33 protein-coding genes are annotated in these 19,701 nt (G+C 36.0%); all 33 read left to right on the top strand.

The window, feature by feature from the left end; translation table 11 throughout:
• The first annotated feature begins 11 nt into the window (after positions 1–11).
• The 33 genes from rpsG to eno all read left to right on the top strand — a co-directional run bounded on the left by rpsG (position 12) and on the right by eno (position 19,591).
• The gene (gene rpsG / locus HN014_RS02070) at positions 12–488 is read left to right on the top strand and encodes a 30S ribosomal protein S7 (protein ID WP_176027248.1); all 477 of its coding nucleotides are present in this window, start codon (positions 12–14) and stop codon (positions 486–488) included.
• Positions 489–500: 12 nt separating this feature from the next.
• Positions 501–2,627, top strand: a complete 2,127-nt coding sequence (gene fusA, locus HN014_RS02065; RefSeq protein WP_176027247.1) for an elongation factor G — start codon at positions 501–503, stop codon at positions 2,625–2,627.
• Positions 2,628–2,638: 11 nt separating this feature from the next.
• Positions 2,639–2,944: a 30S ribosomal protein S10 gene (gene rpsJ, locus HN014_RS02060; protein ID WP_010181931.1), complete on the top strand. Its 306-nt coding sequence runs from the start codon at positions 2,639–2,641 to the stop codon at positions 2,942–2,944.
• Between the two features lie 220 nt (positions 2,945–3,164).
• Positions 3,165–3,782, top strand: a complete 618-nt coding sequence (gene rplC / locus HN014_RS02055; RefSeq protein WP_176027246.1) for a 50S ribosomal protein L3 — start codon at positions 3,165–3,167, stop codon at positions 3,780–3,782.
• On the top strand, positions 3,782–4,411 hold the full coding sequence (rplD, locus tag HN014_RS02050) for a 50S ribosomal protein L4 (protein ID WP_176027245.1): 630 nt from the start codon (positions 3,782–3,784) through the stop codon (positions 4,409–4,411). Before rplC ends, rplD begins: the two co-directional genes overlap by 1 nt.
• Positions 4,412–4,416: 5 nt before the next feature.
• Positions 4,417–4,707, top strand: coding sequence for a 50S ribosomal protein L23 (gene rplW, locus HN014_RS02045; protein ID WP_176027244.1), 291 nt, complete (start codon positions 4,417–4,419; stop codon positions 4,705–4,707).
• Between the two features lie 9 nt (positions 4,708–4,716).
• The gene (gene rplB / locus HN014_RS02040; protein ID WP_176027243.1) at positions 4,717–5,541 is read left to right on the top strand and encodes a 50S ribosomal protein L2; all 825 of its coding nucleotides are present in this window, start codon (positions 4,717–4,719) and stop codon (positions 5,539–5,541) included.
• Positions 5,542–5,547: 6 nt separating this feature from the next.
• Positions 5,548–5,826 carry a 30S ribosomal protein S19 gene (gene rpsS / locus HN014_RS02035; protein WP_027880209.1) on the top strand — a complete coding sequence of 93 codons (279 nt, stop codon included), beginning with the start codon at positions 5,548–5,550 and terminating at the stop codon, positions 5,824–5,826.
• A gap of 8 nt (positions 5,827–5,834) precedes the next feature.
• Positions 5,835–6,245, top strand: a complete 411-nt coding sequence (rplV, locus tag HN014_RS02030; protein ID WP_176027242.1) for a 50S ribosomal protein L22 — start codon at positions 5,835–5,837, stop codon at positions 6,243–6,245.
• Between the two features lie 8 nt (positions 6,246–6,253).
• Positions 6,254–6,976 (top strand): 30S ribosomal protein S3, encoded by a 723-nt coding sequence (gene rpsC, locus HN014_RS02025; RefSeq protein WP_176027241.1) that lies wholly within the window; start codon positions 6,254–6,256, stop codon positions 6,974–6,976.
• A gap of 20 nt (positions 6,977–6,996) precedes the next feature.
• Complete coding sequence (rplP, locus tag HN014_RS02020; protein ID WP_176027240.1) at positions 6,997–7,416, top strand: 50S ribosomal protein L16; 420 nt, start codon at positions 6,997–6,999, stop codon at positions 7,414–7,416.
• 13 nt (positions 7,417–7,429) lie between these two features.
• Positions 7,430–7,624: a 50S ribosomal protein L29 gene (rpmC, locus tag HN014_RS02015; protein WP_176027239.1), complete on the top strand. Its 195-nt coding sequence runs from the start codon at positions 7,430–7,432 to the stop codon at positions 7,622–7,624.
• Positions 7,625–7,636: 12 nt separating this feature from the next.
• The gene (gene rpsQ / locus HN014_RS02010; protein ID WP_176027238.1) at positions 7,637–7,894 is read left to right on the top strand and encodes a 30S ribosomal protein S17; all 258 of its coding nucleotides are present in this window, start codon (positions 7,637–7,639) and stop codon (positions 7,892–7,894) included.
• A 2-nt stretch (positions 7,895–7,896) separates the two neighbouring features.
• Entirely contained in the window at positions 7,897–8,265 is a 369-nt protein-coding gene (gene rplN / locus HN014_RS02005) for a 50S ribosomal protein L14 (RefSeq protein WP_176027237.1), read from the top strand.
• 13 nt (positions 8,266–8,278) lie between these two features.
• On the top strand, positions 8,279–8,590 hold the full coding sequence (rplX, locus tag HN014_RS02000) for a 50S ribosomal protein L24 (RefSeq protein ID WP_176027236.1): 312 nt from the start codon (positions 8,279–8,281) through the stop codon (positions 8,588–8,590).
• Positions 8,591–8,592: 2 nt separating this feature from the next.
• A complete protein-coding gene (gene rplE, locus HN014_RS01995; RefSeq protein ID WP_176027235.1) occupies positions 8,593–9,144 on the top strand; it encodes a 50S ribosomal protein L5 in 552 nt (183 codons plus the stop codon).
• A gap of 2 nt (positions 9,145–9,146) precedes the next feature.
• Positions 9,147–9,416 carry a 30S ribosomal protein S14 gene (gene rpsN, locus HN014_RS01990; protein ID WP_140597674.1) on the top strand — a complete coding sequence of 90 codons (270 nt, stop codon included), beginning with the start codon at positions 9,147–9,149 and terminating at the stop codon, positions 9,414–9,416.
• A 69-nt stretch (positions 9,417–9,485) separates the two neighbouring features.
• The gene (gene rpsH / locus HN014_RS01985; protein ID WP_176027234.1) at positions 9,486–9,884 is read left to right on the top strand and encodes a 30S ribosomal protein S8; all 399 of its coding nucleotides are present in this window, start codon (positions 9,486–9,488) and stop codon (positions 9,882–9,884) included.
• 21 nt (positions 9,885–9,905) lie between these two features.
• Positions 9,906–10,451, top strand: a complete 546-nt coding sequence (gene rplF, locus HN014_RS01980; protein ID WP_176027233.1) for a 50S ribosomal protein L6 — start codon at positions 9,906–9,908, stop codon at positions 10,449–10,451.
• A gap of 10 nt (positions 10,452–10,461) precedes the next feature.
• Positions 10,462–10,818: a 50S ribosomal protein L18 gene (rplR, locus tag HN014_RS01975; protein WP_176027232.1), complete on the top strand. Its 357-nt coding sequence runs from the start codon at positions 10,462–10,464 to the stop codon at positions 10,816–10,818.
• Between the two features lie 6 nt (positions 10,819–10,824).
• The gene (gene rpsE / locus HN014_RS01970) at positions 10,825–11,349 is read left to right on the top strand and encodes a 30S ribosomal protein S5 (protein WP_176027231.1); all 525 of its coding nucleotides are present in this window, start codon (positions 10,825–10,827) and stop codon (positions 11,347–11,349) included.
• An 11-nt stretch (positions 11,350–11,360) separates the two neighbouring features.
• Positions 11,361–11,540: a 50S ribosomal protein L30 gene (gene rpmD, locus HN014_RS01965; protein WP_176027230.1), complete on the top strand. Its 180-nt coding sequence runs from the start codon at positions 11,361–11,363 to the stop codon at positions 11,538–11,540.
• Between the two features lie 9 nt (positions 11,541–11,549).
• Positions 11,550–12,002: a 50S ribosomal protein L15 gene (rplO, locus tag HN014_RS01960; protein ID WP_176027229.1), complete on the top strand. Its 453-nt coding sequence runs from the start codon at positions 11,550–11,552 to the stop codon at positions 12,000–12,002.
• 10 nt (positions 12,003–12,012) lie between these two features.
• Complete coding sequence (gene secY, locus HN014_RS01955) at positions 12,013–13,353, top strand: preprotein translocase subunit SecY (protein WP_176027228.1); 1,341 nt, start codon at positions 12,013–12,015, stop codon at positions 13,351–13,353.
• Between the two features lies 1 nt (position 13,354).
• Positions 13,355–13,570, top strand: a complete 216-nt coding sequence (gene infA, locus HN014_RS01950; protein ID WP_010181908.1) for a translation initiation factor IF-1 — start codon at positions 13,355–13,357, stop codon at positions 13,568–13,570.
• A 119-nt stretch (positions 13,571–13,689) separates the two neighbouring features.
• On the top strand, positions 13,690–13,806 hold the full coding sequence (gene ykgO / locus HN014_RS01945) for a type B 50S ribosomal protein L36 (protein ID WP_073316873.1): 117 nt from the start codon (positions 13,690–13,692) through the stop codon (positions 13,804–13,806).
• Between the two features lie 2 nt (positions 13,807–13,808).
• Entirely contained in the window at positions 13,809–14,183 is a 375-nt protein-coding gene (gene rpsM, locus HN014_RS01940) for a 30S ribosomal protein S13 (RefSeq protein ID WP_176027227.1), read from the top strand.
• 8 nt (positions 14,184–14,191) lie between these two features.
• Entirely contained in the window at positions 14,192–14,575 is a 384-nt protein-coding gene (gene rpsK, locus HN014_RS01935) for a 30S ribosomal protein S11 (RefSeq protein ID WP_176027226.1), read from the top strand.
• A 115-nt stretch (positions 14,576–14,690) separates the two neighbouring features.
• A complete protein-coding gene (gene rpsD, locus HN014_RS01930) occupies positions 14,691–15,296 on the top strand; it encodes a 30S ribosomal protein S4 (protein ID WP_176027225.1) in 606 nt (201 codons plus the stop codon).
• A gap of 23 nt (positions 15,297–15,319) precedes the next feature.
• Positions 15,320–16,312 carry a DNA-directed RNA polymerase subunit alpha gene (locus HN014_RS01925; protein WP_176027224.1) on the top strand — a complete coding sequence of 331 codons (993 nt, stop codon included), beginning with the start codon at positions 15,320–15,322 and terminating at the stop codon, positions 16,310–16,312.
• Positions 16,313–16,372: 60 nt separating this feature from the next.
• Entirely contained in the window at positions 16,373–16,846 is a 474-nt protein-coding gene (gene rplQ, locus HN014_RS01920) for a 50S ribosomal protein L17 (protein ID WP_176027223.1), read from the top strand.
• A gap of 131 nt (positions 16,847–16,977) precedes the next feature.
• Positions 16,978–18,084: a glutamine-hydrolyzing carbamoyl-phosphate synthase small subunit gene (carA, locus tag HN014_RS01915; protein WP_176027222.1), complete on the top strand. Its 1,107-nt coding sequence runs from the start codon at positions 16,978–16,980 to the stop codon at positions 18,082–18,084.
• A 193-nt stretch (positions 18,085–18,277) separates the two neighbouring features.
• Positions 18,278–19,591, top strand: a complete 1,314-nt coding sequence (gene eno, locus HN014_RS01910; RefSeq protein WP_176027221.1) for a phosphopyruvate hydratase — start codon at positions 18,278–18,280, stop codon at positions 19,589–19,591.
• The last annotated feature ends 110 nt before the right edge of the window (positions 19,592–19,701 follow it).

The raw sequence follows: 19,701 nt of genomic DNA, 5'->3' as shown, positions 1-19,701 counted from the left end.
AAGAAGAAGACATGAGAAAAAGAAAGGCTAAAAAAAGGCCAATTTTACCAGATCCACGTTTTAATGATCAGTTAGTAACTCGATTTGTTAATATGATGATGTGGGATGGTAAGAAATCTGTGGCATTTAAGTTATTCTACGATGCAATTGATATTGTAGACGAGAAGAAACAAAATGACGAAAAAACAGCTTTAGAAATCTGGAAAGATGCATTGTCTAATGTTATGCCGCACGTTGAAGTGCGTAGTCGTAGAGTTGGAGGGGCAACTTTTCAAATTCCTAACCCAATTAGACCAGATCGCAAGATATCAACTGCGATGAAATGGTTAATCTTATATGCGCGTAAGAGAAATGAGAAATCAATGGCTCGTAAGTTAGCTGCTGAAATTCTTGCGGCAGAAAAAGAAGAAGGAGCTGCAGTTAAGAAAAGAGTTGATACTCATAAGATGGCTGAAGCAAATAAAGCATTCTCACACTTTAGATTTTAATCACGAACAGAAATGGCTAGAGATTTAAAATATACTAGAAATATAGGAATTGCTGCACATATTGATGCAGGAAAGACTACGACTACTGAGCGTATACTTTATTATACTGGAGTAAGTCACAAGATTGGTGAGGTGCATGATGGTGCAGCTACAATGGACTGGATGGAGCAAGAGCAGGAGCGAGGAATTACAATTACCTCTGCGGCTACTACTTGTACATGGCAGTTTCCAACGGAAAATGGTAAGCCTACAGCAGATGCTAAAGGGTATCATTTTAATATTATTGATACTCCGGGACACGTTGATTTTACTGTAGAGGTAAATAGGTCATTACGTGTTTTAGATGGGTTAGTTTTCTTGTTTAGTGCTGTGGATGGGGTGGAGCCTCAGTCGGAGACTAACTGGAGATTGGCTGATAATTACAAAGTTCCTAGAATGGGGTTTGTAAACAAAATGGATCGTCAGGGATCGAACTTCTTAGCAGTTTGTAATCAGGTTAAGGAGATGTTAGGTTCTAATGCGGTGCCAATTGTATTAAATATCGGAGAAGAAGCTGATTTTAAAGGAATTGTTGATTTAGTAAAGAATCGTGCAATTGTATGGCATGATGAGACTCAAGGGGCTACCTTTGATGTGATTGATATTCCTGAGGATTTAAAAGAAGAAGCAAGAGAACTTCGAGGTAAGCTTATAGAAGAAGTTGCTGCTTATGATGAGAATCTTCTTGAAAAATATATGGAAGATGAGGATTCTATTACAGAAGAAGAGGTGCATGCTGCACTTCGTGCTGCTGTAATGGATATGTCTATTATTCCTATGGTGTGTGGGTCTGCATTTAAAAACAAAGGGGTTCAGTTCTTGCTGGATGCAGTTTGTCGTTATTTGCCTTCTCCAGTCGATAAAGATGCGATTGTAGGGACGGATCCAGATTCAGGAGAAGAAATTAGTCGTAAGCCAGATGTAAAAGAGCCGTTTTCTGCATTGGCATTTAAGATTGCTACAGATCCTTTTGTAGGACGTTTGGCATTCTTCCGTGCGTATTCAGGAAGATTGGATGCTGGTTCTTATGTGATGAATAACCGTTCTGGTAAAAAAGAACGTATTTCTCGTATTTATCAGATGCATTCTAATAAGCAAAACGCAATTGAATATATAGAAGCTGGAGATATTGGTGCAGCAGTAGGATTTAAGGATATAAAAACAGGAGATACATTATCTGATGAGAAAAACAGAATTGTACTAGAGTCTATGGACTTCCCTGATCCGGTAATTGGTATTGCAGTTGAGCCAAAAACAAAGGCAGATGTAGATAAGTTAGGAATGGCTTTGGCGAAATTAGCAGAAGAAGATCCTACGTTTACGGTGAGAACAGATGAAGCTTCAGGTCAGACAATTATTTCTGGTATGGGAGAGTTGCATTTGGATATTATTGTGGATCGTTTGAAGCGTGAGTTTAAAGTTGAAGTTAATGAAGGTCAACCTCAGGTGGAATACAAAGAAGCAATTACAAGGGCGGCTGACCATAGAGAGGTGTATAAAAAGCAGTCTGGTGGACGTGGTAAATTTGCGGATATCGTGTTTACTATTGAGCCGGCTGAAGAAGGTAAAACTGGACTTGAATTTGTTTCTGAGATTAAAGGAGGTAATGTACCGAAAGAATTTATTCCTTCTGTAGAGAAAGGATTTAAGATGGCAATGGTGAATGGACCATTAGCGGGGTATGAAATAGATGCTTTAAAGGTGACTTTAAAGGATGGATCGTATCACGATGTGGATTCTGATCAGTTGTCGTTCGAGTTAGCTGCAAAACTAGGGTTTAAAGCTGCTGCTAAAGCTGCTGGAGCTGTGATTATGGAGCCGATAATGAAGTTAGAGGTGCTTACTCCAGAAGAAAACATGGGTGATATTGTTGGAGATCTTAACCGTCGTCGTGGTCAGGTTAATGATATGAGTGACAGAGCGGGATCTAAAGTTGTTAGAGCGAATGTGCCTCTTTCAGAAATGTTCGGATATGTTACATCATTAAGAACCTTGTCATCGGGTAGAGCTACTTCTACTATGGAATTTTCTCACTATGCGGAGACTCCTTCAAATATTTCAGAAGAAGTGATAGCAGCTTCAAAAGGAGTTAATGCTTAATTATTACAGAAATGAGTCAAAAAATTAGAATAAAACTAAAATCTTACGATCATAACTTGGTAGATAAGTCTGCTGAAAAAATCGTAAAGACTGTAAAAAGTACTGGTGCAGTAGTAACTGGACCGATACCATTACCAACACATAAGAAGATTTTTACAGTGTTGCGTTCTCCGCACGTTAATAAAAAATCTAGAGAGCAATTTCAATTAAGTTCTTATAAGAGGCTTTTGGATATTTATAGTTCATCTTCAAAGACTATTGACGCGTTGATGAAGTTGGAATTGCCAAGTGGAGTTGAAGTAGAAATTAAAGTGTGATAAAAATTGAATTCAGTAAAATAATTTGATAAAGTTTAAGTTATTTAAAAGAATTCGTTAATTTTGCACGAAATTTCAAAATAAGACTTTTGAATTACATGTCCTGAGCTTCGAGCGAGGGAAAAACGGTAAAAAAATACATTCAAGCAGGGTTGAAGTATTTTGACCCTGTGTTTTTTTGCAGAAAAAGGAAACAATTAATAATTAATAATTAATAAATATGTCTGGGTTAATAGGAAAAAAGATCGGTATGACCAGCATTTTCGATGAAAATGGAAAGAATATTCCATGTACAGTAATCGAAGCTGGACCATGCGTTGTTACCCAAGTCAGAACCAATGATGTGGATGGTTATGAGGCTGTTCAGTTAGGTTTCGATGACAAAGCAGACAAGAATGCTTCTAAAGCGGCTTTAGGTCATTTTAAGAAAGCAGGAACAGTTGCTAAGCGAAAAGTTGTTGAATTCAAAGGTTTTGAGGAAGGTGTTAAATTAGGAGATACGATAACAGTAGAACACTTCACAGAAGGAGAGTTTGTAGATGTTTCAGGTACTTCTAAAGGTAAAGGATTTCAGGGAGTTGTTAAAAGACATGGTTTTGGTGGAGTTGGACAAGCAACTCACGGACAACATAACCGTCTGAGAGCTCCTGGGTCTATTGGAGCTGCATCTTATCCTGCAAGAGTATTCAAAGGAATGCGTATGGCAGGAAGAATGGGTGGAGATAAAGTAAAAGTTCAAAACTTACGAGTGTTAAAAGTAGTTCCGGAGAAGAATCTACTTGTGGTTAAGGGATGTGTGCCTGGACACAAAAACGCTTATGTAACAATTCAAAAGTAATGGAAGTAGCAGTTGTTGATATTAATGGAAAAGAAACAGGGAGAAAGGTGAACCTTTCTGATGCTGTTTTTGGTATAGAGCCTAATGATCATGCTGTGTACTTAGATGTTAAGCAATACTTGGCGAATCAACGTCAAGGTACGCATAAGTCTAAAGAGCGTGCTGAGATCGCAGGAAGTACAAGAAAAATTAAGAAACAAAAAGGTACGGGTACAGCTCGTGCTGGTAGTATTAAATCTCCTGTTTTTAGAGGAGGAGGTAGAATCTTTGGTCCTAGACCACGTAATTATTCTTTTAAGTTAAATAAAAATTTAAAAAGATTAGCTAGGAGATCTGCTTTATCTATTAAAGCAAATGAGAAAGCGATTACGGTAATTGAGGATTTTACTTTTGATACTGTTAAAACAAAGAATTTTACAGCAGTGCTAAAGTCTTTAGGATTAGAAGGTAAAAAGTCGTTGTTTGTGTTGGGTGAGTCAAATAATAATGTATATTTGTCGTCACGTAATTTAAAACGTTCTGAAGTTGTAACTAACTCTGAATTAAGTACTTATAAAATACTTAATGCGAATAGTGTTGTGCTTCTAGAAGGTTCTTTGAAAGGAATTGAAACGAATTTAAGTAAATAGAAGCCATGAGTATTTTAATAAAACCTATTATTACGGAAAAGGCTACTGCAGATAGCGAATTGTATAATCGTTATGGATTTGTAGTAGATAGAAATGCGAATAAGGTAGAAATTAGAAAGGCAGTAGAAGCTGCTTATGGAGTTTCTGTTACTAAAGTTCGTACTATTAATGTTCGCCCGGATCGTAAGACTCGTTATACAAAAACGGGTATGATCACTGGTAAAACAAGCGCTATTAAAAAAGCAATTGTACAGGTGGCGGAAGGTGAAGTAATTGATTTATATAGTAATCTTTAAGACTAGAAGATGTCAGTAAGAAAATTAAAACCAATTACCCCAGGTCAGCGTTTTAGAGTAGTTAATGGATTTGACGCCATTACTACTGATAAGCCGGAAAAAAGCTTGTTAGCTCCGAAAAAAAGATCTGGAGGTAGAAACAGTCAAGGAAAAATGACAATCCGCTACAAAGGTGGAGGTCATAAAAAAAGGTATCGTATTATCGATTTTAAGCGTGATAAGCAGGGAGTTCCTGCTACTGTTGCTACAATCGAATACGATCCAAACAGAACTGCATTTATTGCGCTTTTAAACTACCAAGATGGTGAAAAGCGTTATGTTATTGCTCAGAATGGATTGCAAGTTGGACAAAACATCGTTTCTGGAAGCAATGTTGCTCCTGAAATTGGAAATGCAATGCCGTTGAGTGATATTCCATTAGGAACAATCATTTCTTGTATCGAATTACATCCTGGACAAGGTGCTGTAATGGCACGTAGTGCAGGTTCATTTGCTCAGCTTATGGCTAGAGATGGTAAGTTTGCTACGGTAAAATTACCTTCTGGAGAAGTACGTATGATTTTAGTACGTTGTATGGCTACTATTGGAGCGGTTTCTAACAGTGATCATCAGTTAATAGTTGGTGGTAAAGCTGGTAGAAGCAGATGGTTAGGACGTCGTCCAAGAACAAGACCAGTAGCGATGAACCCGGTAGATCATCCAATGGGTGGTGGAGAAGGACGTTCATCTGGAGGTCATCCACGTTCTAGAAAAGGGTTACCTTCTAAAGGATATAGAACCCGTTCTAAAACAAAAGCGAGTAATAAGTATATTGTAGAACGTAGAAAGAAATAATAAGATATGGCACGTTCATTAAAAAAAGGACCTTACGTTCACTATAAATTAGAGAAAAAGGTAGCTGCAAATGTAGAAGCAAATAAAAAGACGGTGATCAAAACATGGTCTAGAGCTTCTATGATTACTCCTGATTTTGTAGGGCAGACAATTGCAGTACACAACGGACGCCAGTTCGTACCTGTATATGTTACAGAGAATATGGTAGGTCATAAACTAGGAGAATTTTCGCCAACACGTTCATTTAGAGGACATGCTGGTGCTAAAAATAAAGGTAAAAAATAATTTAAGCTATGGGAGTTCGTAAAAGAGAAATGGCAGAAAGATTTAAGGAAGAGAGAAAGCAAATTGCTTTCGCTAAACTTAATAACTGCCCTACGTCACCTAGAAAGATGCGATTAGTTGCAGATTTAGTTCGTGGTGAAAAAGTTGAAAGAGCGCTTCATATTCTTAGATTTAATCCTAAAGAAGCATCACGTCGTTTAGAAAAGTTATTGCTTTCTGCAATAGCTAACTGGCAGGCGAAAAATGAAGACGCTAGCATTGAAGATGCTGAGCTTATTGTAAAAGAGATCCGTGTAGATGGAGGAAGCATGCTGAAAAGATTGCGTCCTGCACCACAAGGTCGTGCACACAGAATAAGAAAACGCTCTAACCACGTGACAATCGTGGTTGCAGCAAACAATAATACACAAAGCAATTAATAAATAGTATGGGACAGAAGACAAATCCAATCGGAAATCGCCTTGGTATCATCAGAGGATGGGAGTCCAACTGGTATGGAGGTAATGACTACGGTGATAAGTTAGCCGAAGACGATAAGATTAGAAAGTATGTACACGCACGTTTATCAAAAGCTAGTGTATCAAGAGTGATTATTGAGCGTACGCTTAAACTTGTAACCGTTACTATCACTACTGCCAGACCTGGTATTATTATCGGAAAAGGTGGACAAGAGGTAGACAAGTTGAAAGAAGAGCTTAAGAAGATTACAGAAAAAGAAGTTCAGATCAATATTTTTGAAATCAAGAGACCAGAACTTGATGCATTCTTAGTAGGGTCAAGTATTGCTAGACAGATAGAAGGACGTATTTCTTACCGTCGTGCGATAAAAATGGCTATTGCGGCTGCAATAAGAATGAATGCAGAAGGGATCAAAATTCAGATTTCAGGACGTTTGAATGGTGCGGAAATGGCACGTTCAGAAGCGTATAAAGAAGGTCGAATTCCTTTATCTACATTTAGAGCTGACATCGATTATGCTTTAGTAGAAGCTCATACTACTTACGGTAGACTTGGGATTAAAGTATGGATCATGAAAGGCGAAGTATATGGTAAAAGAGAGCTTTCTCCTTTAGTTGGTTTATCCAAAAAACAAGGAAAAGGTGACAGATCCTCAAGAGGAGGTGATAAGAAATCACGCCGTAGAAAGTAATTTTTTAAAGTAAATTAACAATGTTACAGCCTAAAAGAACAAAATTCCGTAAACAACAAAAAGGTCGTATGAAAGGACTGTCTAATCGTGGACACCAACTTTCTAACGGAACCTTCGGAATTAAATCACTAGATTCAAATTTCGTTACTGCGAGACAAATAGAAGCAGCTCGTATTTCTGCTACACGTTATATGAAAAGGGAAGGATCCCTTTGGATTAAAATTTTTCCAGACAAGCCTATTACTAAAAAACCATTAGAGGTACGTATGGGTAAAGGAAAAGGAGCAGTAGAATACTGGGCAGCAGTAGTGAAGCCAGGAAGAATATTATTTGAGATAAGCGGAGTGCCATATGATGTGGCAAAAGAAGCTTTGCGTTTAGCAGCTCAAAAATTACCTGTTAAAACTAAGTTTATCGTAGCTAGAGATTATAAAGCTTAATATTTGAGAAACTATGAAACAATCAGAAGTTAAAGAATTGTCTACAGCTGAATTACAAGAGCAACTTAGTAAATCTCAAAGAGAGTATTCAGATTTAAGAATGGCTCATGCAATGTCGCCTTTAGAGAACCCTTTACAAATTCGTAAAGTAAGAAGATCTATAGCTAGAATTGCTACAGAGCTAACAAAAAGAGAATTAAACGGTTAATTCTGCTGAAAGATGGAAAAAAGAAATTTAAGAAAAGAACGTATCGGAGTCGTTACAAGTAATAAAATGGAGAAATCTATCGTGGTTTCTGAAGTTAAAAAAGTAAAACACCCGATGTACGGAAAGTTCGTGTTAAAAACGAAAAAATACGTAGCACACGACGAGAAAAACGACTGTAATATTGGTGATACGGTAAGGATCATGGAAACACGTCCTTTAAGTAAAACTAAATGTTGGAGATTAGTAGAAGTAATTGAAAGAGCGAAGTAATTATGGTACAACAAGAGTCTAGATTAAAAGTAGCCGATAACACAGGAGCAAAAGAAGTTTTGGTTATCCGTGTTTTAGGTGGTACAAAAAGAAGATACGCCTCTGTAGGGGACAAGATAGTTGTCAGTGTTAAAGAAGCAACTCCAAATGGAAACATTAAAAAAGGAGCCGTTTCTACTGCAGTTGTAGTTCGTACTAAAAAAGAGGTTCGCAGACCAGATGGTTCTTATATCCGTTTCGATGATAATGCATGTGTGTTATTAAACCCTGCAGGAGAAATGAGAGGAACACGTGTTTTTGGTCCTGTGGCAAGAGAACTTCGTGATAAGCAATTCATGAAGATTGTTTCATTAGCGCCAGAAGTGCTTTAATTATTGTAGCAAAATGACAAAGCTAAAAATAAAATCAGGAGATACTGTACGTGTAATTGCCGGAGACAATAAAGGTCAGGAAGGGAAAGTACAAAAAGTATTAAAAGATAAGAACAAAGCGATTGTGGAAGGTGTAAATCTTGTGTCTAAACACAAGAAACCAAGCGCAGCTAATCCACAAGGAGGAATAGTGAAACAAGAAGCTCCTATTCATATTTCTAACTTATCATTGTTAACTTCTAAAGGAGAAGCAACGAGAGTTGGGTATAGAGTAGAAGGAGATAAGAAAGTGAGATTTTCTAAAAAATCTAATGAAGTAATATAGTTATGGCTTATATACCAAGATTAAAACAAGAGTATAAAGACAGAGTAATGTCTGCTCTTAAAGAAGAGTACAGCTATGGTAACGTAATGGAAATTCCTAAGCTTAAAAAAATAGTTTTAAGTAGAGGAATTGGAGCAGCTGTAGCAGATAAAAAATTAATTGATCACGCAGTTGATGAATTAACGATGATCACTGGTCAAAAAGCAGTAGCTACTATTTCTAAAAAAGATGTTGCTTCTTTTAAATTGCGTAAAGGAATGCCAATTGGTGCAAAAGTTACGTTAAGAGGAGAAAACATGTATGAGTTTTTAGATCGTTTTATAACAAGTGCTTTGCCACGAGTTAGAGATTTTAACGGAATAAAAGCTACAGGATTTGACGGAAGAGGAAACTATTCGTTAGGAATTACTGAGCAAATTATCTTTCCAGAAATAGATATTGATAAAGTGAATAAAATCTCAGGATTGAACATTACTTTTGAAACATCTGCAAAGACAGATAAAGAAGCAAAATCATTGTTAACCCAACTAGGATTACCTTTTAAAAAGAATTAATTATGGCTAAAGAATCAATGAAAGCCCGTGAGGTAAAAAGAGCAAAGACAGTAGCTAAGTATGCTGAAAAACGTAAAGCTTTAAAAGAAGCTGGAGATTACGAAGCATTACAGAAGTTACCAAAAAATGCTTCTCCAATTAGAATGCACAATCGTTGTAAACTAACTGGAAGACCAAAAGGGTACATGCGTCAGTTTGGTATTTCTCGTGTAACTTTTAGAGAAATGGCTAACAAAGGATTAATTCCTGGAGTAACAAAAGCTAGTTGGTAAAAACAAAGTGAATAAATTGGTATCAGGTTCGATCCTAGGATCGAAAACCGATACCATAAACTATATATAATGAATACAGATCCTATTGCAGATTATTTAACCAGAATTCGAAATGCAAACAGAGCTCAGCACAGAGTAGTTGAGATCCCTGCATCTAAGGTTAAAAAAGAGATCACTAAAATATTATTCGATCAAGGATATATTTTAAGTTATAAATTTGAAGATAATACAACACAAGGTACTATCAAGATTGCATTAAAATACGATAAGTATACAAAAGATCCTGTGATTAAAGAATTACAAAGAATCAGTAAGCCTGGTTTACGTAAATATGCAGGATCTAATGATATTCCAAGAATTCTTAATGGATTAGGTATTGCTATTGTTTCAACTTCTCGTGGTGTGATGACTGGAAAACAGGCAAAACAAGAGAATGTTGGAGGAGAGGTACTTTGTTACGTATATTAACAGTATAAAAGACAAAAAGAAATGTCAAGAATAGGAAAAAATCCAGTAACTATTCCGTCTGGTGTCACTGTAGATGTGACAGGTAATGTTGTTACTGTTAAAGGAAAATTAGGAGAGCTTTCTCAGACTATTGAGGATAATATCAATGTAAAAGTTGAAGAAGGTCAAGTTGTGGTAGAAAGACCTAGTGATGCTAAAAGCCATAAAGCAAAGCACGGATTGTACAGAGCTTTGATTAACAATATGGTAGAAGGTGTTTCTAAAGGGTTTACCAAAGAACTAGAATTAGTTGGAGTAGGGTATAGAGCATCTAATCAAGGTCAGAAATTAGATTTGGCTTTGGGATTCTCTCATAACATCGTTTTAAATTTGGCTCCAGAAGTAAAAGTGGAGACAATATCTGAAAAAGGTAAAAACCCTATTGTAAAATTAACATCTCATGACAAACAACTTGTAGGTCAGGTGGCAGCAAAAATAAGAAGCTTCCGTAAGCCAGAACCATACAAAGGAAAAGGAATTAAGTTTGTAGGAGAGCAATTAAGAAGAAAAGCAGGTAAATCTGCATAATAACTAAGGTATGGCATTCTCAAAAGATTTAAGAAGATTAAAGATAAGAAAGCGAATCCGTGGTAAAGTAAACGGAACAGAACAACGTCCTAGATTATCTGTATACAGAAGTAATAAAGAGATTTATGCACAGATCATAAATGATGTTACAGGAGTAACCCTTGCAACAGCTTCTTCTAGAGATAAAGACATTGCTTCGGCATCTGGAAATAAAATTGAAAAAGCGAACTTGGTTGGAAAAACCCTTGCAGAAAAAGCAAAAAGTGCTGGTGTAGAAACAGTATCATTTGATAGAGGTGGTTACTTGTATCATGGTAGAGTTAAGTCATTAGCAGAAGGAGCTAGAGAAGCAGGATTAAAATTCTAAGAAATTATGTATCAGAAATATAAAAACGCAGAATTAGTAAAACCAAGTGGACTTGAATTAAAAGATCGTTTAGTTGGTGTACAACGTGTTACTAAAGTAACAAAAGGAGGTAGAGCATTTGGTTTCTCTGCTATTGTAGTTGTAGGAGATGAAAACGGTGTAGTAGGACACGGTCTGGGGAAATCTAAAGAAGTAGCAGAAGCTATTGCAAAAGCAGTAGAAGATGCTAAGAAAAACCTAGTACGTATTCCATTACAAAAAGGAACCTTGCCTCATGAGCAAAAAGGTAAATACGGTGGTGCGAGAGTACTACTTATGCCGGCTGCTACGGGTACAGGAGTTATTGCAGGTGGAGCAATCCGTGCTGTATTAGAATCTGTTGGAGTGCATGATGTGCTTTCTAAAAACCAAGGATCGTCTAACCCACATAACGTGGTGAAAGCAACTTTTGATGCATTGTTACAATTGCGTAGTCCGCAACAAGTAGCTGCTCAACGTGGTGTTTCACTAGAAAAAGTGTTTAAAGGATAAAATTAGGAACGATGGCAAAGATTAAAATAACTAAAGTAAGAAGTGAGATTAATCGCACCCAGAGACAAAAAAGAACGCTGGAGGCTTTAGGTCTTAAAAAGATTGGTCAGGTTGTGGAGCATGAAGATACTCCTAATATCCTTGGGATGGTAAATAAAGTTAAACATTTAGTTTCAGTAGAAACAAAATAATAAAAGCACATGGATTTAAGTAATTTAAAACCTGCTGCAGGTTCGGTAAAGAATAACTCTAAACGATTAGGACGTGGTCAAGGATCTGGAAAAGGAGGAACTTCTGCTCGTGGTCATAAAGGAGCGAAGTCTCGTTCTGGTTATTCTAGAAAAATAGGATTTGAAGGTGGACAGATGCCTCTTCAAAGACGTGTACCTAAGTTTGGTTTCAAAAATATTAATAGAAAAGAGTATCAAGGTGTAAACTTAGATACTTTACAGAAGTTAGTGGACGCTGGTAAAATTACTGATACAGTTGATCTTGACGTATTGTTAGCTACTAGACTTGCTAGAAAAACAGACTTGGTAAAAATACTAGGTAGAGGTGAGCTAAAAGCGAAACTAAAAGTATCGGCGCATAAATTCACAGCGACAGCTAAAGCTGCTATCGAAGCAGCTGGAGGTGAAGCAGTAACCTTATAAAAGAGAACTCATGAAATTTATTGATACAATAAAAAACATATGGAAAATCGAAGAGCTAAAAAATAGAATCTTAATTACATTAGGATTGCTTTTAGTGTATCGTTTTGGTGCGCAAGTTGTACTACCTGGTATAGATGCATCTCAATTAGCAAATTTAGCTACACAAACAGATAAGGGATTATTAGGTCTCCTAAATGCATTTACTGGAGGAGCATTTTCGAATGCATCTGTATTTGCTCTGGGGATCATGCCGTATATCTCCGCTTCTATTGTAGTTCAGTTGATGGGTATCGCAATACCATATCTTCAGAAATTACAAAAAGAAGGGGAAAGTGGAAGAAAGAAGATCAATCAAATCACACGTTGGTTGACAATTGCTATTACTTTGGTGCAAGGTCCTGGTTATATTTATAACCTTTTTGCGACATTACCGGGGTCCGCTTTTGTATTACCAAACCAAACGATTTTTGTTGTATCATCTGTGATCATCTTAACTACCGGATGTATTTTTGCAATGTGGTTAGGGGAGAGAATTACTGATAAAGGAATCGGTAATGGAATCTCATTACTGATTATGGTAGGTATTATTGCTACCTTACCACAATCATTTGTACAAAACTTCTTTTCTAGAGTTTCTGGAGACGGAGGAGGAATGATTATGGTATTGATAGAATTGGTTATCTGGTTTGTGATTATTTTAGCTTCTATCTTACTGGTAATGGCAGTGCGTCAGATACCGGTACAGTATGCAAGAAGAACAGCAAGTGGAGGATATGAGAAGAACGTATTTGGTTCTAGACAGTATATTCCTTTAAAGCTAAATGCATCTGGAGTAATGCCAATTATATTTGCACAGGCAATTATGTTCTTACCTGCTCTGGTAGCAGGAAAAGTTTCTGATTCAGAAGCTGCTCAAGGAGTTGCAGCTGCCTTTACAGATATCTTTGGATTTTGGTATAATCTGGTATTCGCATTATTAATTATAGTGTTTACCTACTTCTATACGGCGATTACCGTTCCGACCAATAAAATGGCAGATGATCTAAAACGTAGTGGAGGATTTATACCAGGAATCAGACCAGGAAGTGAAACATCAGAATATCTAGATAGAATTATGTCTCAGATTACATTGCCAGGTTCTATATTTTTAGCATTGATAGCAATTTTTCCTGCAATAGCAGTGAAATTATTAGATGTGCAGCAAGGATGGGCATTGTTCTTTGGAGGTACTTCTCTGTTAATTATGGTAGGAGTAGCAATAGACACAGTACAGCAAGTAAACTCATATTTGTTGAATAGACATTATGATGGATTAATGAAAACTGGAAAAAACCGTAAAGCAGTAGCATAATATGGCAAAGCAACCAGCAATAGAGCAAGATGGTAGTATTATCGAAGCGTTATCAAATGCGATGTTTCGAGTGGAATTAGAAAATGGTCACGTAGTGACAGCTCATATATCAGGTAAGATGCGTATGCATTATATAAAATTATTACCTGGAGATAAGGTGAAATTAGAGATGAGTCCATACGATTTATCAAAGGCTCGTATCACATATAGATACTAATATAATTTTAATATTAGTTAATTAAGATTTTTTCTATACTTTTGCAAACTGAAAAAATCTTGTTAATGATATATCCCAAAATGTAACCCGGTTACATTTTGGGAATTAAAACCAAAGAGATGAAAGTTAGAGCATCATTAAAAAAGAGAAGTGCCGAGTGCAAGATTGTGCGTAGAAAAGGCCGACTTTACGTAATTAATAAAAAGAATCCTAGATTTAAACAAAGACAAGGGTAATTATGGCAAGAATTGCAGGGGTAGATATACCTAAACAAAAGCGAGGAGTTATAGCATTAACCTATATCTTCGGAATTGGTAGAAGTAGAGCTAAAGAAATTTTAGAAACTGCCAAAGTAGATGAGAGTATAAAAGTTTCTGACTGGAATGATGACCAAATAGGTCGTATTCGTGAAGCTGTAGGAGCCTATACCATTGAAGGAGAATTACGTTCAGAAGTACAGCTTAACATCAAGCGTTTGATGGATATCGGTTGTTATAGAGGAATCCGTCACAGAGCTGGGTTACCTTTAAGAGGACAACGTACTAAGAATAACTCTAGAACACGTAAAGGAAGAAGAAAAACAGTTGCTAACAAGAAAAAAGCAACTAAATAATAAGTAGTATGGCAAAGTCAACTTCAAAAAAACGTAAAGTAATTGTTGAAGCTGTTGGAGAAGCACACGTTACTGCTTCTTTTAACAATATTATTATATCTTTAACAAACAAAAAAGGAGACGTGATTTCATGGTCTTCAGCTGGTAAAATGGGATTTAGAGGTTCTAAAAAGAACACTCCATATGCAGCACAATTAGCAGCTGAAGATGCTTCTAAAGTAGCAATCGAAGCTGGATTGAAAAAAGTTAAAGTATATGTAAAAGGACCTGGAAATGGTAGAGAATCTGCTATCCGTTCTTTACATAATGCAGGAATTGAAGTTACAGAAATAATCGATGTAACACCAATGCCGCATAATGGATGTCGTCCTCCAAAAAGAAGAAGAGTATAATTCTTTTGACTAGGACAATAACAATTAAGATAACGTAAATCAAAAAAGAGGAAAGCTGGTTATCGAAGGAAAGAGACCTTAATTCATAATCACCTCATTAATTAAATCAATAGTAATGGCAAGATATACTGGTCCAAAAACTAAAATCGCTCGAAAATTTGGTCAAGCGATATTCGGAGATGACAAATCTTTCGAAAAAAGAAATTATCCTCCAGGTCAGCACGGAAATAACAGACGAAGAGGAAAGAAAAGTGAATATGCAATCCAGTTAATGGAAAAGCAAAAAGCTAAATATACATACGGAATTTTAGAACGCCAGTTCCGTAACATGTTCGAAAAAGCAACCCGTTCTCAAGGAATTACAGGGGAGGTTTTACTTCAGCTTTGTGAATCCAGATTAGATAATGTAGTGTACAGAATGGGATTGTCTAACTCAAGAAGAGGAGCGAGACAATTAGTATCGCACAGACACATCACTGTTAATGGAGAATTAGTAAATATTCCTTCATACAGATTAAAAGCAGGAGATGTAGTAGGAGTTAGAGAAAAATCAAAATCACTAGAAGTAATCCAGAATTCATTAGCAGCTAACAGTAGCGTATATGAGTGGATTACATTCAATAATGATACAAAAACAGGTACATTTGTAGCTGTTCCGTCTAGAATTCAGATTCCAGAAAACATAAACGAACAGTTTATAGTCGAATTATATTCTAAGTAATAACTCATAGAAGAAACAATAACATGGCAATATTAAATTTTCAGAAGCCCGATAAAGTTATCATGATAGACTCTACTGAGTTCGATGGTAAGTTTGAATTCAGACCATTAGAACCAGGGTACGGATTAACAGTTGGTAACGCTTTACGTAGAGTTTTGTTATCTTCTTTAGAGGGATTCGCTATTACTTCTTTAAAAATTGAAGGAGTAGATCATGAGTTTTCTACTATATCAGGAGTAGTAGAAGATGTTACTGAAATTATCCTTAATCTTAAACAAGTACGTTTTAAACGTCAAATCGAAGATGTAGATAATGAATCAGTGACAATCTCTGTATCAGGGCAAGAGCAATTAACTGCTGGAGATTTTCAAAAATTTATATCCGGATTTCAGGTGTTAAACCCAGATTTGGTAATCTGTAATATGGATAAAAAAGTAGCACTTAATCTCGAAATTTCTATTGAGAAAGGAAGAGGGTATGTTCCTGCTGAAGAGAATAAGAAGGCAAATGCACCAATAGGGACTATTTTTACAGATTCAATTTATACGCCTATAAAGAATGTAAAATATAGTATAGAAAACTATCGTGTAGAACAAAAAACGGATTACGAAAAACTTGTTTTTGAAATCGTAACAGACGGATCAATACATCCAAAAGAAGCGTTGACAGAAGCAGCAAAAATATTGATCCATCACTTTATGTTGTTCTCTGATGAGCGTATTACCTTAGAAGCTGATGAGATTGCACAAACAGAAACATATGATGAGGAATCATTGCATATGAGACAGCTATTAAAAACTAAGTTAATAGATATGGATCTTTCTGTGCGAGCTCTTAACTGTTTGAAAGCAGCAGAAGTTGATACTTTGGGTGACTTAGTATCGTATAATAAAAACGATTTAATGAAGTTCCGTAACTTCGGTAAGAAATCTTTGACAGAACTAGAAGAACTAGTAAATGTTAAAGGGCTTAACTTTGGTATGGATCTTTCAAAATATAAATTAGATAAAGACTAATCAGTCATATTTTGCTCCCCAAAGAGGGTTGTAGCAAGATGATGATTAAAATTAAATGTCATGAGACACGGAAAAAAATTCAATCACTTAGGAAGAAAAACTGCACACCGTAAGTCTATGCTTGCGAATATGGCATGTTCCCTAATTGAACATAAAAGAATCAACACTACAGTAGCAAAGGCAAAAGCATTAAAACAATTTGTAGAGCCTTTAGTAACAAAATCTAAAGAAGATACTACACATAACAGACGTATTGTTTTCTCTAGATTGCGTAACAAGTATGCGGTAACAGAATTGTTCCGTGAGGTAGCTGCTAAAGTAGGAGATCGACCTGGAGGGTACACCAGAATTATTAAACTGGGAAATCGTTTAGGAGATAACGCTGATATGGCAATGATAGAACTTGTTGATTATAATGAGTTGTACAATGCTAATAAGCCAGCGAAGAAAAAATCTACTAGAAGAGGTAGAAGAAAAGCTAGTACTGCACCAGCAGCACCAGTAGCTGAAACTAATAGCTCTGAAGAAGAATAAATGAAAAGTGTGAAACACACATAATTATAAAGGATAGGCGTTTAACGTTTATCCTTTTTTTTTGAGTAAATAAATAATAAATAGGTTCATTTCCGCAGTAGTGGGGATTTTTTGAAAAAAGTAAATTTAGGATGAAATATCAATCTCGTAAAAAGGCAATTCTTTTATTAGCAGACGGAACAATTTTCTACGGAAAAGCAGTAGGAAAAGAAGGAAGCGCTTTTGGTGAAGTATGTTTTAATACTGGTATGACAGGATATCAGGAGATTTTTACCGACCCATCTTACTATGGGCAATTGATGGTGACAACTAATGCGCATATTGGTAATTATGGAACCAATGAAGAAGAAGTTGAGTCAGACTCTGTAAAAATAGCAGGATTAATCGTTAAGAACTTTAGCTATGAGTATTCTAGAGTATCAGCGGATTCGTCTTTACAGGAATTTCTTGAAGCAAATAATTTATTGGCTATTTCTGATGTGGATACAAGAGCATTGGTTAGTTATATCAGAGATAATGGAACAATGAATGCTGTTATTTCTACAGAAGTAGACGATGTAGATGCATTAAAAGAAAAATTAGCAGCAGTTCCGGATATGAACGGTTTGGAACTGGCGTCTAAAGTATCAACAAAAGAGCCTTATTTCTTTGGAGATCCTGAAGCACCTTATAAAGTATCAGCGTTAGATCTAGGAATTAAGAAGAATATACTTAGAAATCTTGCAAAAAGAGGAGCGTATATCAAAGTGTTTCCATATAATAGTACTTTCGAAGAATTAAGTGAATGGAATCCTGATGGATATTTCTTATCTAATGGTCCTGGAGACCCTGAACCATTAGAAGAGGCAATTAATACTGCCAAAGAAATTATTAAGAGAGATTTGCCTTTGTTTGGAATATGTCTTGGACATCAGGTTATTGCATTAGCTAATGGGATTAGTACATATAAAATGCATAACGGGCATAGAGGAATCAATCACCCGGTGAAGAATTTGCTTACAGGTAAAGGAGAAATCACATCTCAGAATCACGGGTTTGCTATTAATAGAGAAGAAGCAGAAAAAAATGAAGAAATAGAGGTGACGCATTTGCATTTAAATGACGATACAGTAGCTGGAATCAGAATGAAAAATAAAAACTGTTTCTCAGTACAGTATCACCCGGAAGCAAGTCCAGGACCAAATGATTCTGTTTATTTATTTGATCAATTCATAGAAAATATAAAAAAGACAAAATAATAGGGGTATTTTTCCTTTATTTTCAATTTGTAAAGCCTAAAATGATAATGTGTTACCGATAACGTTGTAGTTGATAACTTTACAGTGTTTAAAGGGATTAATGCAGTAAATTAGATGACTGTTAAATACGGTCAGAATATACCGGTTTTGTATATTGCAAATAATTATAACTGTCAAAAAATAAAACGAAAACATGAGTGTAATTGTTAATATTCACGCTAGACAAATCTTAGATTCCCGTGGTAACCCTACGGTAGAGGTTGATGTTATTACAGAGAATGGCGTTTTAGGTAGAGCAGCTGTACCATCAGGAGCATCTACAGGAGAACATGAAGCTGTTGAGCTTAGAGATGGAGGAACAACCTATATGGGAAAAGGAGTTCTTAAAGCGGTGGAAAATGTAAATACAATAATTGCAGAAGAATTGCTAGGCTATTCTATTTTTGATCAAAACCTGATTGATCAGGCGATGATCGAATTGGATGGTACTCCTAATAAATCAAAATTAGGAGCAAATGCAATTTTAGGAGTTTCTTTGGCGGTAGCAAAAGCAGCGGCTAACGAATTGAATTTGCCATTATACAGATATATAGGAGGGGTTAGTGCAAATACCTTACCAGTTCCTATGATGAATATCATTAATGGGGGATCTCATAGCGACGCTCCGATAGCATTCCAGGAATTTATGGTCATGCCGGTAAAGGCTAAAAATTTTACACATGCCATGCAGATAGGAACTGAAATTTTTCACAACCTAAAGAAAGTATTACACGATAGAGGATTGAGTACTGCTGTTGGAGATGAAGGAGGGTTTGCTCCTACATTAGATGGTACGGAAGATGCGTTAGAATCTATTGCATTAGCTGTAGATAAGGCAGGATATAAATTAGGAGATGAAGTGATGATTGCTTTGGATTGTGCTTCTGCCGAGTTTTATGTTGATGGTAAATATGATTACACCAAGTTTGAAGGTGATAAAGGAAAGATTAGAACAAGTGAAGAGCAAGCTGATTATTTAGCAGAATTGGCGTCAAAATATCCGATCATTTCTATAGAAGATGGAATGGATGAAAATGACTGGCAAGGATGGAAATATCTTACAGAAAAAGTTGGAGATAGTGTACAGTTGGTAGGAGATGATTTGTTCGTGACTAATGTAGAAAGACTTTCTAAAGGAGTAGAGAATGGGATTGCAAACTCTATTTTGATTAAAGTAAATCAGATTGGTACATTGACAGAAACAATAGCAGCTGTAAATATGGCGCATAATGCAGGGTATACTTCTGTAATGTCTCATCGTTCTGGAGAAACAGAAGATAATACAATTGCAGATCTGGCAGTAGCATTAAATACAGGACAGATTAAGACAGGTTCAGCTTCTAGAAGTGACCGAATGGCAAAGTACAATCAGTTATTACGTATAGAAGAAGAATTAGGAACTGTAGCATACTATCCACAAGATAAAGCTTTTAAAGTAAAGCAAAAAAGAGAAGAAGTTCTTTCGTAATTTGCTTTGTAATAATGAAATAGAAAAGAGGATGTGTAGGCATCCTCTTTTTTTGTTTTTGTAAGAAGAAGAATCCAGGAAATAATAAAAAAATAATAAAATTGATTTGT

This window comes from Aquimarina sp. TRL1 (assembly GCF_013365535.1).
Taxonomy (GTDB): Bacteria; Bacteroidota; Bacteroidia; order Flavobacteriales; family Flavobacteriaceae; genus Aquimarina; species Aquimarina hainanensis.
This window is presented reverse-complemented; position numbering and strand designations above follow the sequence as displayed.

Excerpts from the sequence above, each read along its gene's own strand:
- rpsG (WP_176027248.1), top strand. The coding sequence starts at position 12 with ATGAGAAAAAGAAAGGCTAAAAAAAGGCCAATTTTACCAGATCCACGT.
- fusA (WP_176027247.1), top strand. The coding sequence starts at position 501 with ATGGCTAGAGATTTAAAATATACTAGAAATATAGGAATTGCTGCACAT.
- rpsJ (WP_010181931.1), top strand. The coding sequence starts at position 2,639 with ATGAGTCAAAAAATTAGAATAAAACTAAAATCTTACGATCATAACTTG.
- rplC (WP_176027246.1), top strand. The coding sequence starts at position 3,165 with ATGTCTGGGTTAATAGGAAAAAAGATCGGTATGACCAGCATTTTCGAT.
- rplD (WP_176027245.1), top strand. The coding sequence starts at position 3,782 with ATGGAAGTAGCAGTTGTTGATATTAATGGAAAAGAAACAGGGAGAAAG.
- rplW (WP_176027244.1), top strand. The coding sequence starts at position 4,417 with ATGAGTATTTTAATAAAACCTATTATTACGGAAAAGGCTACTGCAGAT.
- rplB (WP_176027243.1), top strand. The coding sequence starts at position 4,717 with ATGTCAGTAAGAAAATTAAAACCAATTACCCCAGGTCAGCGTTTTAGA.
- rpsS (WP_027880209.1), top strand. The coding sequence starts at position 5,548 with ATGGCACGTTCATTAAAAAAAGGACCTTACGTTCACTATAAATTAGAG.
- rplV (WP_176027242.1), top strand. The coding sequence starts at position 5,835 with ATGGGAGTTCGTAAAAGAGAAATGGCAGAAAGATTTAAGGAAGAGAGA.
- rpsC (WP_176027241.1), top strand. The coding sequence starts at position 6,254 with ATGGGACAGAAGACAAATCCAATCGGAAATCGCCTTGGTATCATCAGA.
- rplP (WP_176027240.1), top strand. The coding sequence starts at position 6,997 with ATGTTACAGCCTAAAAGAACAAAATTCCGTAAACAACAAAAAGGTCGT.
- rpmC (WP_176027239.1), top strand. The coding sequence starts at position 7,430 with ATGAAACAATCAGAAGTTAAAGAATTGTCTACAGCTGAATTACAAGAG.
- rpsQ (WP_176027238.1), top strand. The coding sequence starts at position 7,637 with ATGGAAAAAAGAAATTTAAGAAAAGAACGTATCGGAGTCGTTACAAGT.
- rplN (WP_176027237.1), top strand. The coding sequence starts at position 7,897 with ATGGTACAACAAGAGTCTAGATTAAAAGTAGCCGATAACACAGGAGCA.
- rplX (WP_176027236.1), top strand. The coding sequence starts at position 8,279 with ATGACAAAGCTAAAAATAAAATCAGGAGATACTGTACGTGTAATTGCC.
- rplE (WP_176027235.1), top strand. The coding sequence starts at position 8,593 with ATGGCTTATATACCAAGATTAAAACAAGAGTATAAAGACAGAGTAATG.
- rpsN (WP_140597674.1), top strand. The coding sequence starts at position 9,147 with ATGGCTAAAGAATCAATGAAAGCCCGTGAGGTAAAAAGAGCAAAGACA.
- rpsH (WP_176027234.1), top strand. The coding sequence starts at position 9,486 with ATGAATACAGATCCTATTGCAGATTATTTAACCAGAATTCGAAATGCA.
- rplF (WP_176027233.1), top strand. The coding sequence starts at position 9,906 with ATGTCAAGAATAGGAAAAAATCCAGTAACTATTCCGTCTGGTGTCACT.
- rplR (WP_176027232.1), top strand. The coding sequence starts at position 10,462 with ATGGCATTCTCAAAAGATTTAAGAAGATTAAAGATAAGAAAGCGAATC.
- rpsE (WP_176027231.1), top strand. The coding sequence starts at position 10,825 with ATGTATCAGAAATATAAAAACGCAGAATTAGTAAAACCAAGTGGACTT.
- rpmD (WP_176027230.1), top strand. The coding sequence starts at position 11,361 with ATGGCAAAGATTAAAATAACTAAAGTAAGAAGTGAGATTAATCGCACC.
- rplO (WP_176027229.1), top strand. The coding sequence starts at position 11,550 with ATGGATTTAAGTAATTTAAAACCTGCTGCAGGTTCGGTAAAGAATAAC.
- secY (WP_176027228.1), top strand. The coding sequence starts at position 12,013 with ATGAAATTTATTGATACAATAAAAAACATATGGAAAATCGAAGAGCTA.
- infA (WP_010181908.1), top strand. The coding sequence starts at position 13,355 with ATGGCAAAGCAACCAGCAATAGAGCAAGATGGTAGTATTATCGAAGCG.
- ykgO (WP_073316873.1), top strand. The coding sequence starts at position 13,690 with ATGAAAGTTAGAGCATCATTAAAAAAGAGAAGTGCCGAGTGCAAGATT.
- rpsM (WP_176027227.1), top strand. The coding sequence starts at position 13,809 with ATGGCAAGAATTGCAGGGGTAGATATACCTAAACAAAAGCGAGGAGTT.
- rpsK (WP_176027226.1), top strand. The coding sequence starts at position 14,192 with ATGGCAAAGTCAACTTCAAAAAAACGTAAAGTAATTGTTGAAGCTGTT.
- rpsD (WP_176027225.1), top strand. The coding sequence starts at position 14,691 with ATGGCAAGATATACTGGTCCAAAAACTAAAATCGCTCGAAAATTTGGT.
- HN014_RS01925 (WP_176027224.1), top strand. The coding sequence starts at position 15,320 with ATGGCAATATTAAATTTTCAGAAGCCCGATAAAGTTATCATGATAGAC.
- rplQ (WP_176027223.1), top strand. The coding sequence starts at position 16,373 with ATGAGACACGGAAAAAAATTCAATCACTTAGGAAGAAAAACTGCACAC.
- carA (WP_176027222.1), top strand. The coding sequence starts at position 16,978 with ATGAAATATCAATCTCGTAAAAAGGCAATTCTTTTATTAGCAGACGGA.
- eno (WP_176027221.1), top strand. The coding sequence starts at position 18,278 with ATGAGTGTAATTGTTAATATTCACGCTAGACAAATCTTAGATTCCCGT.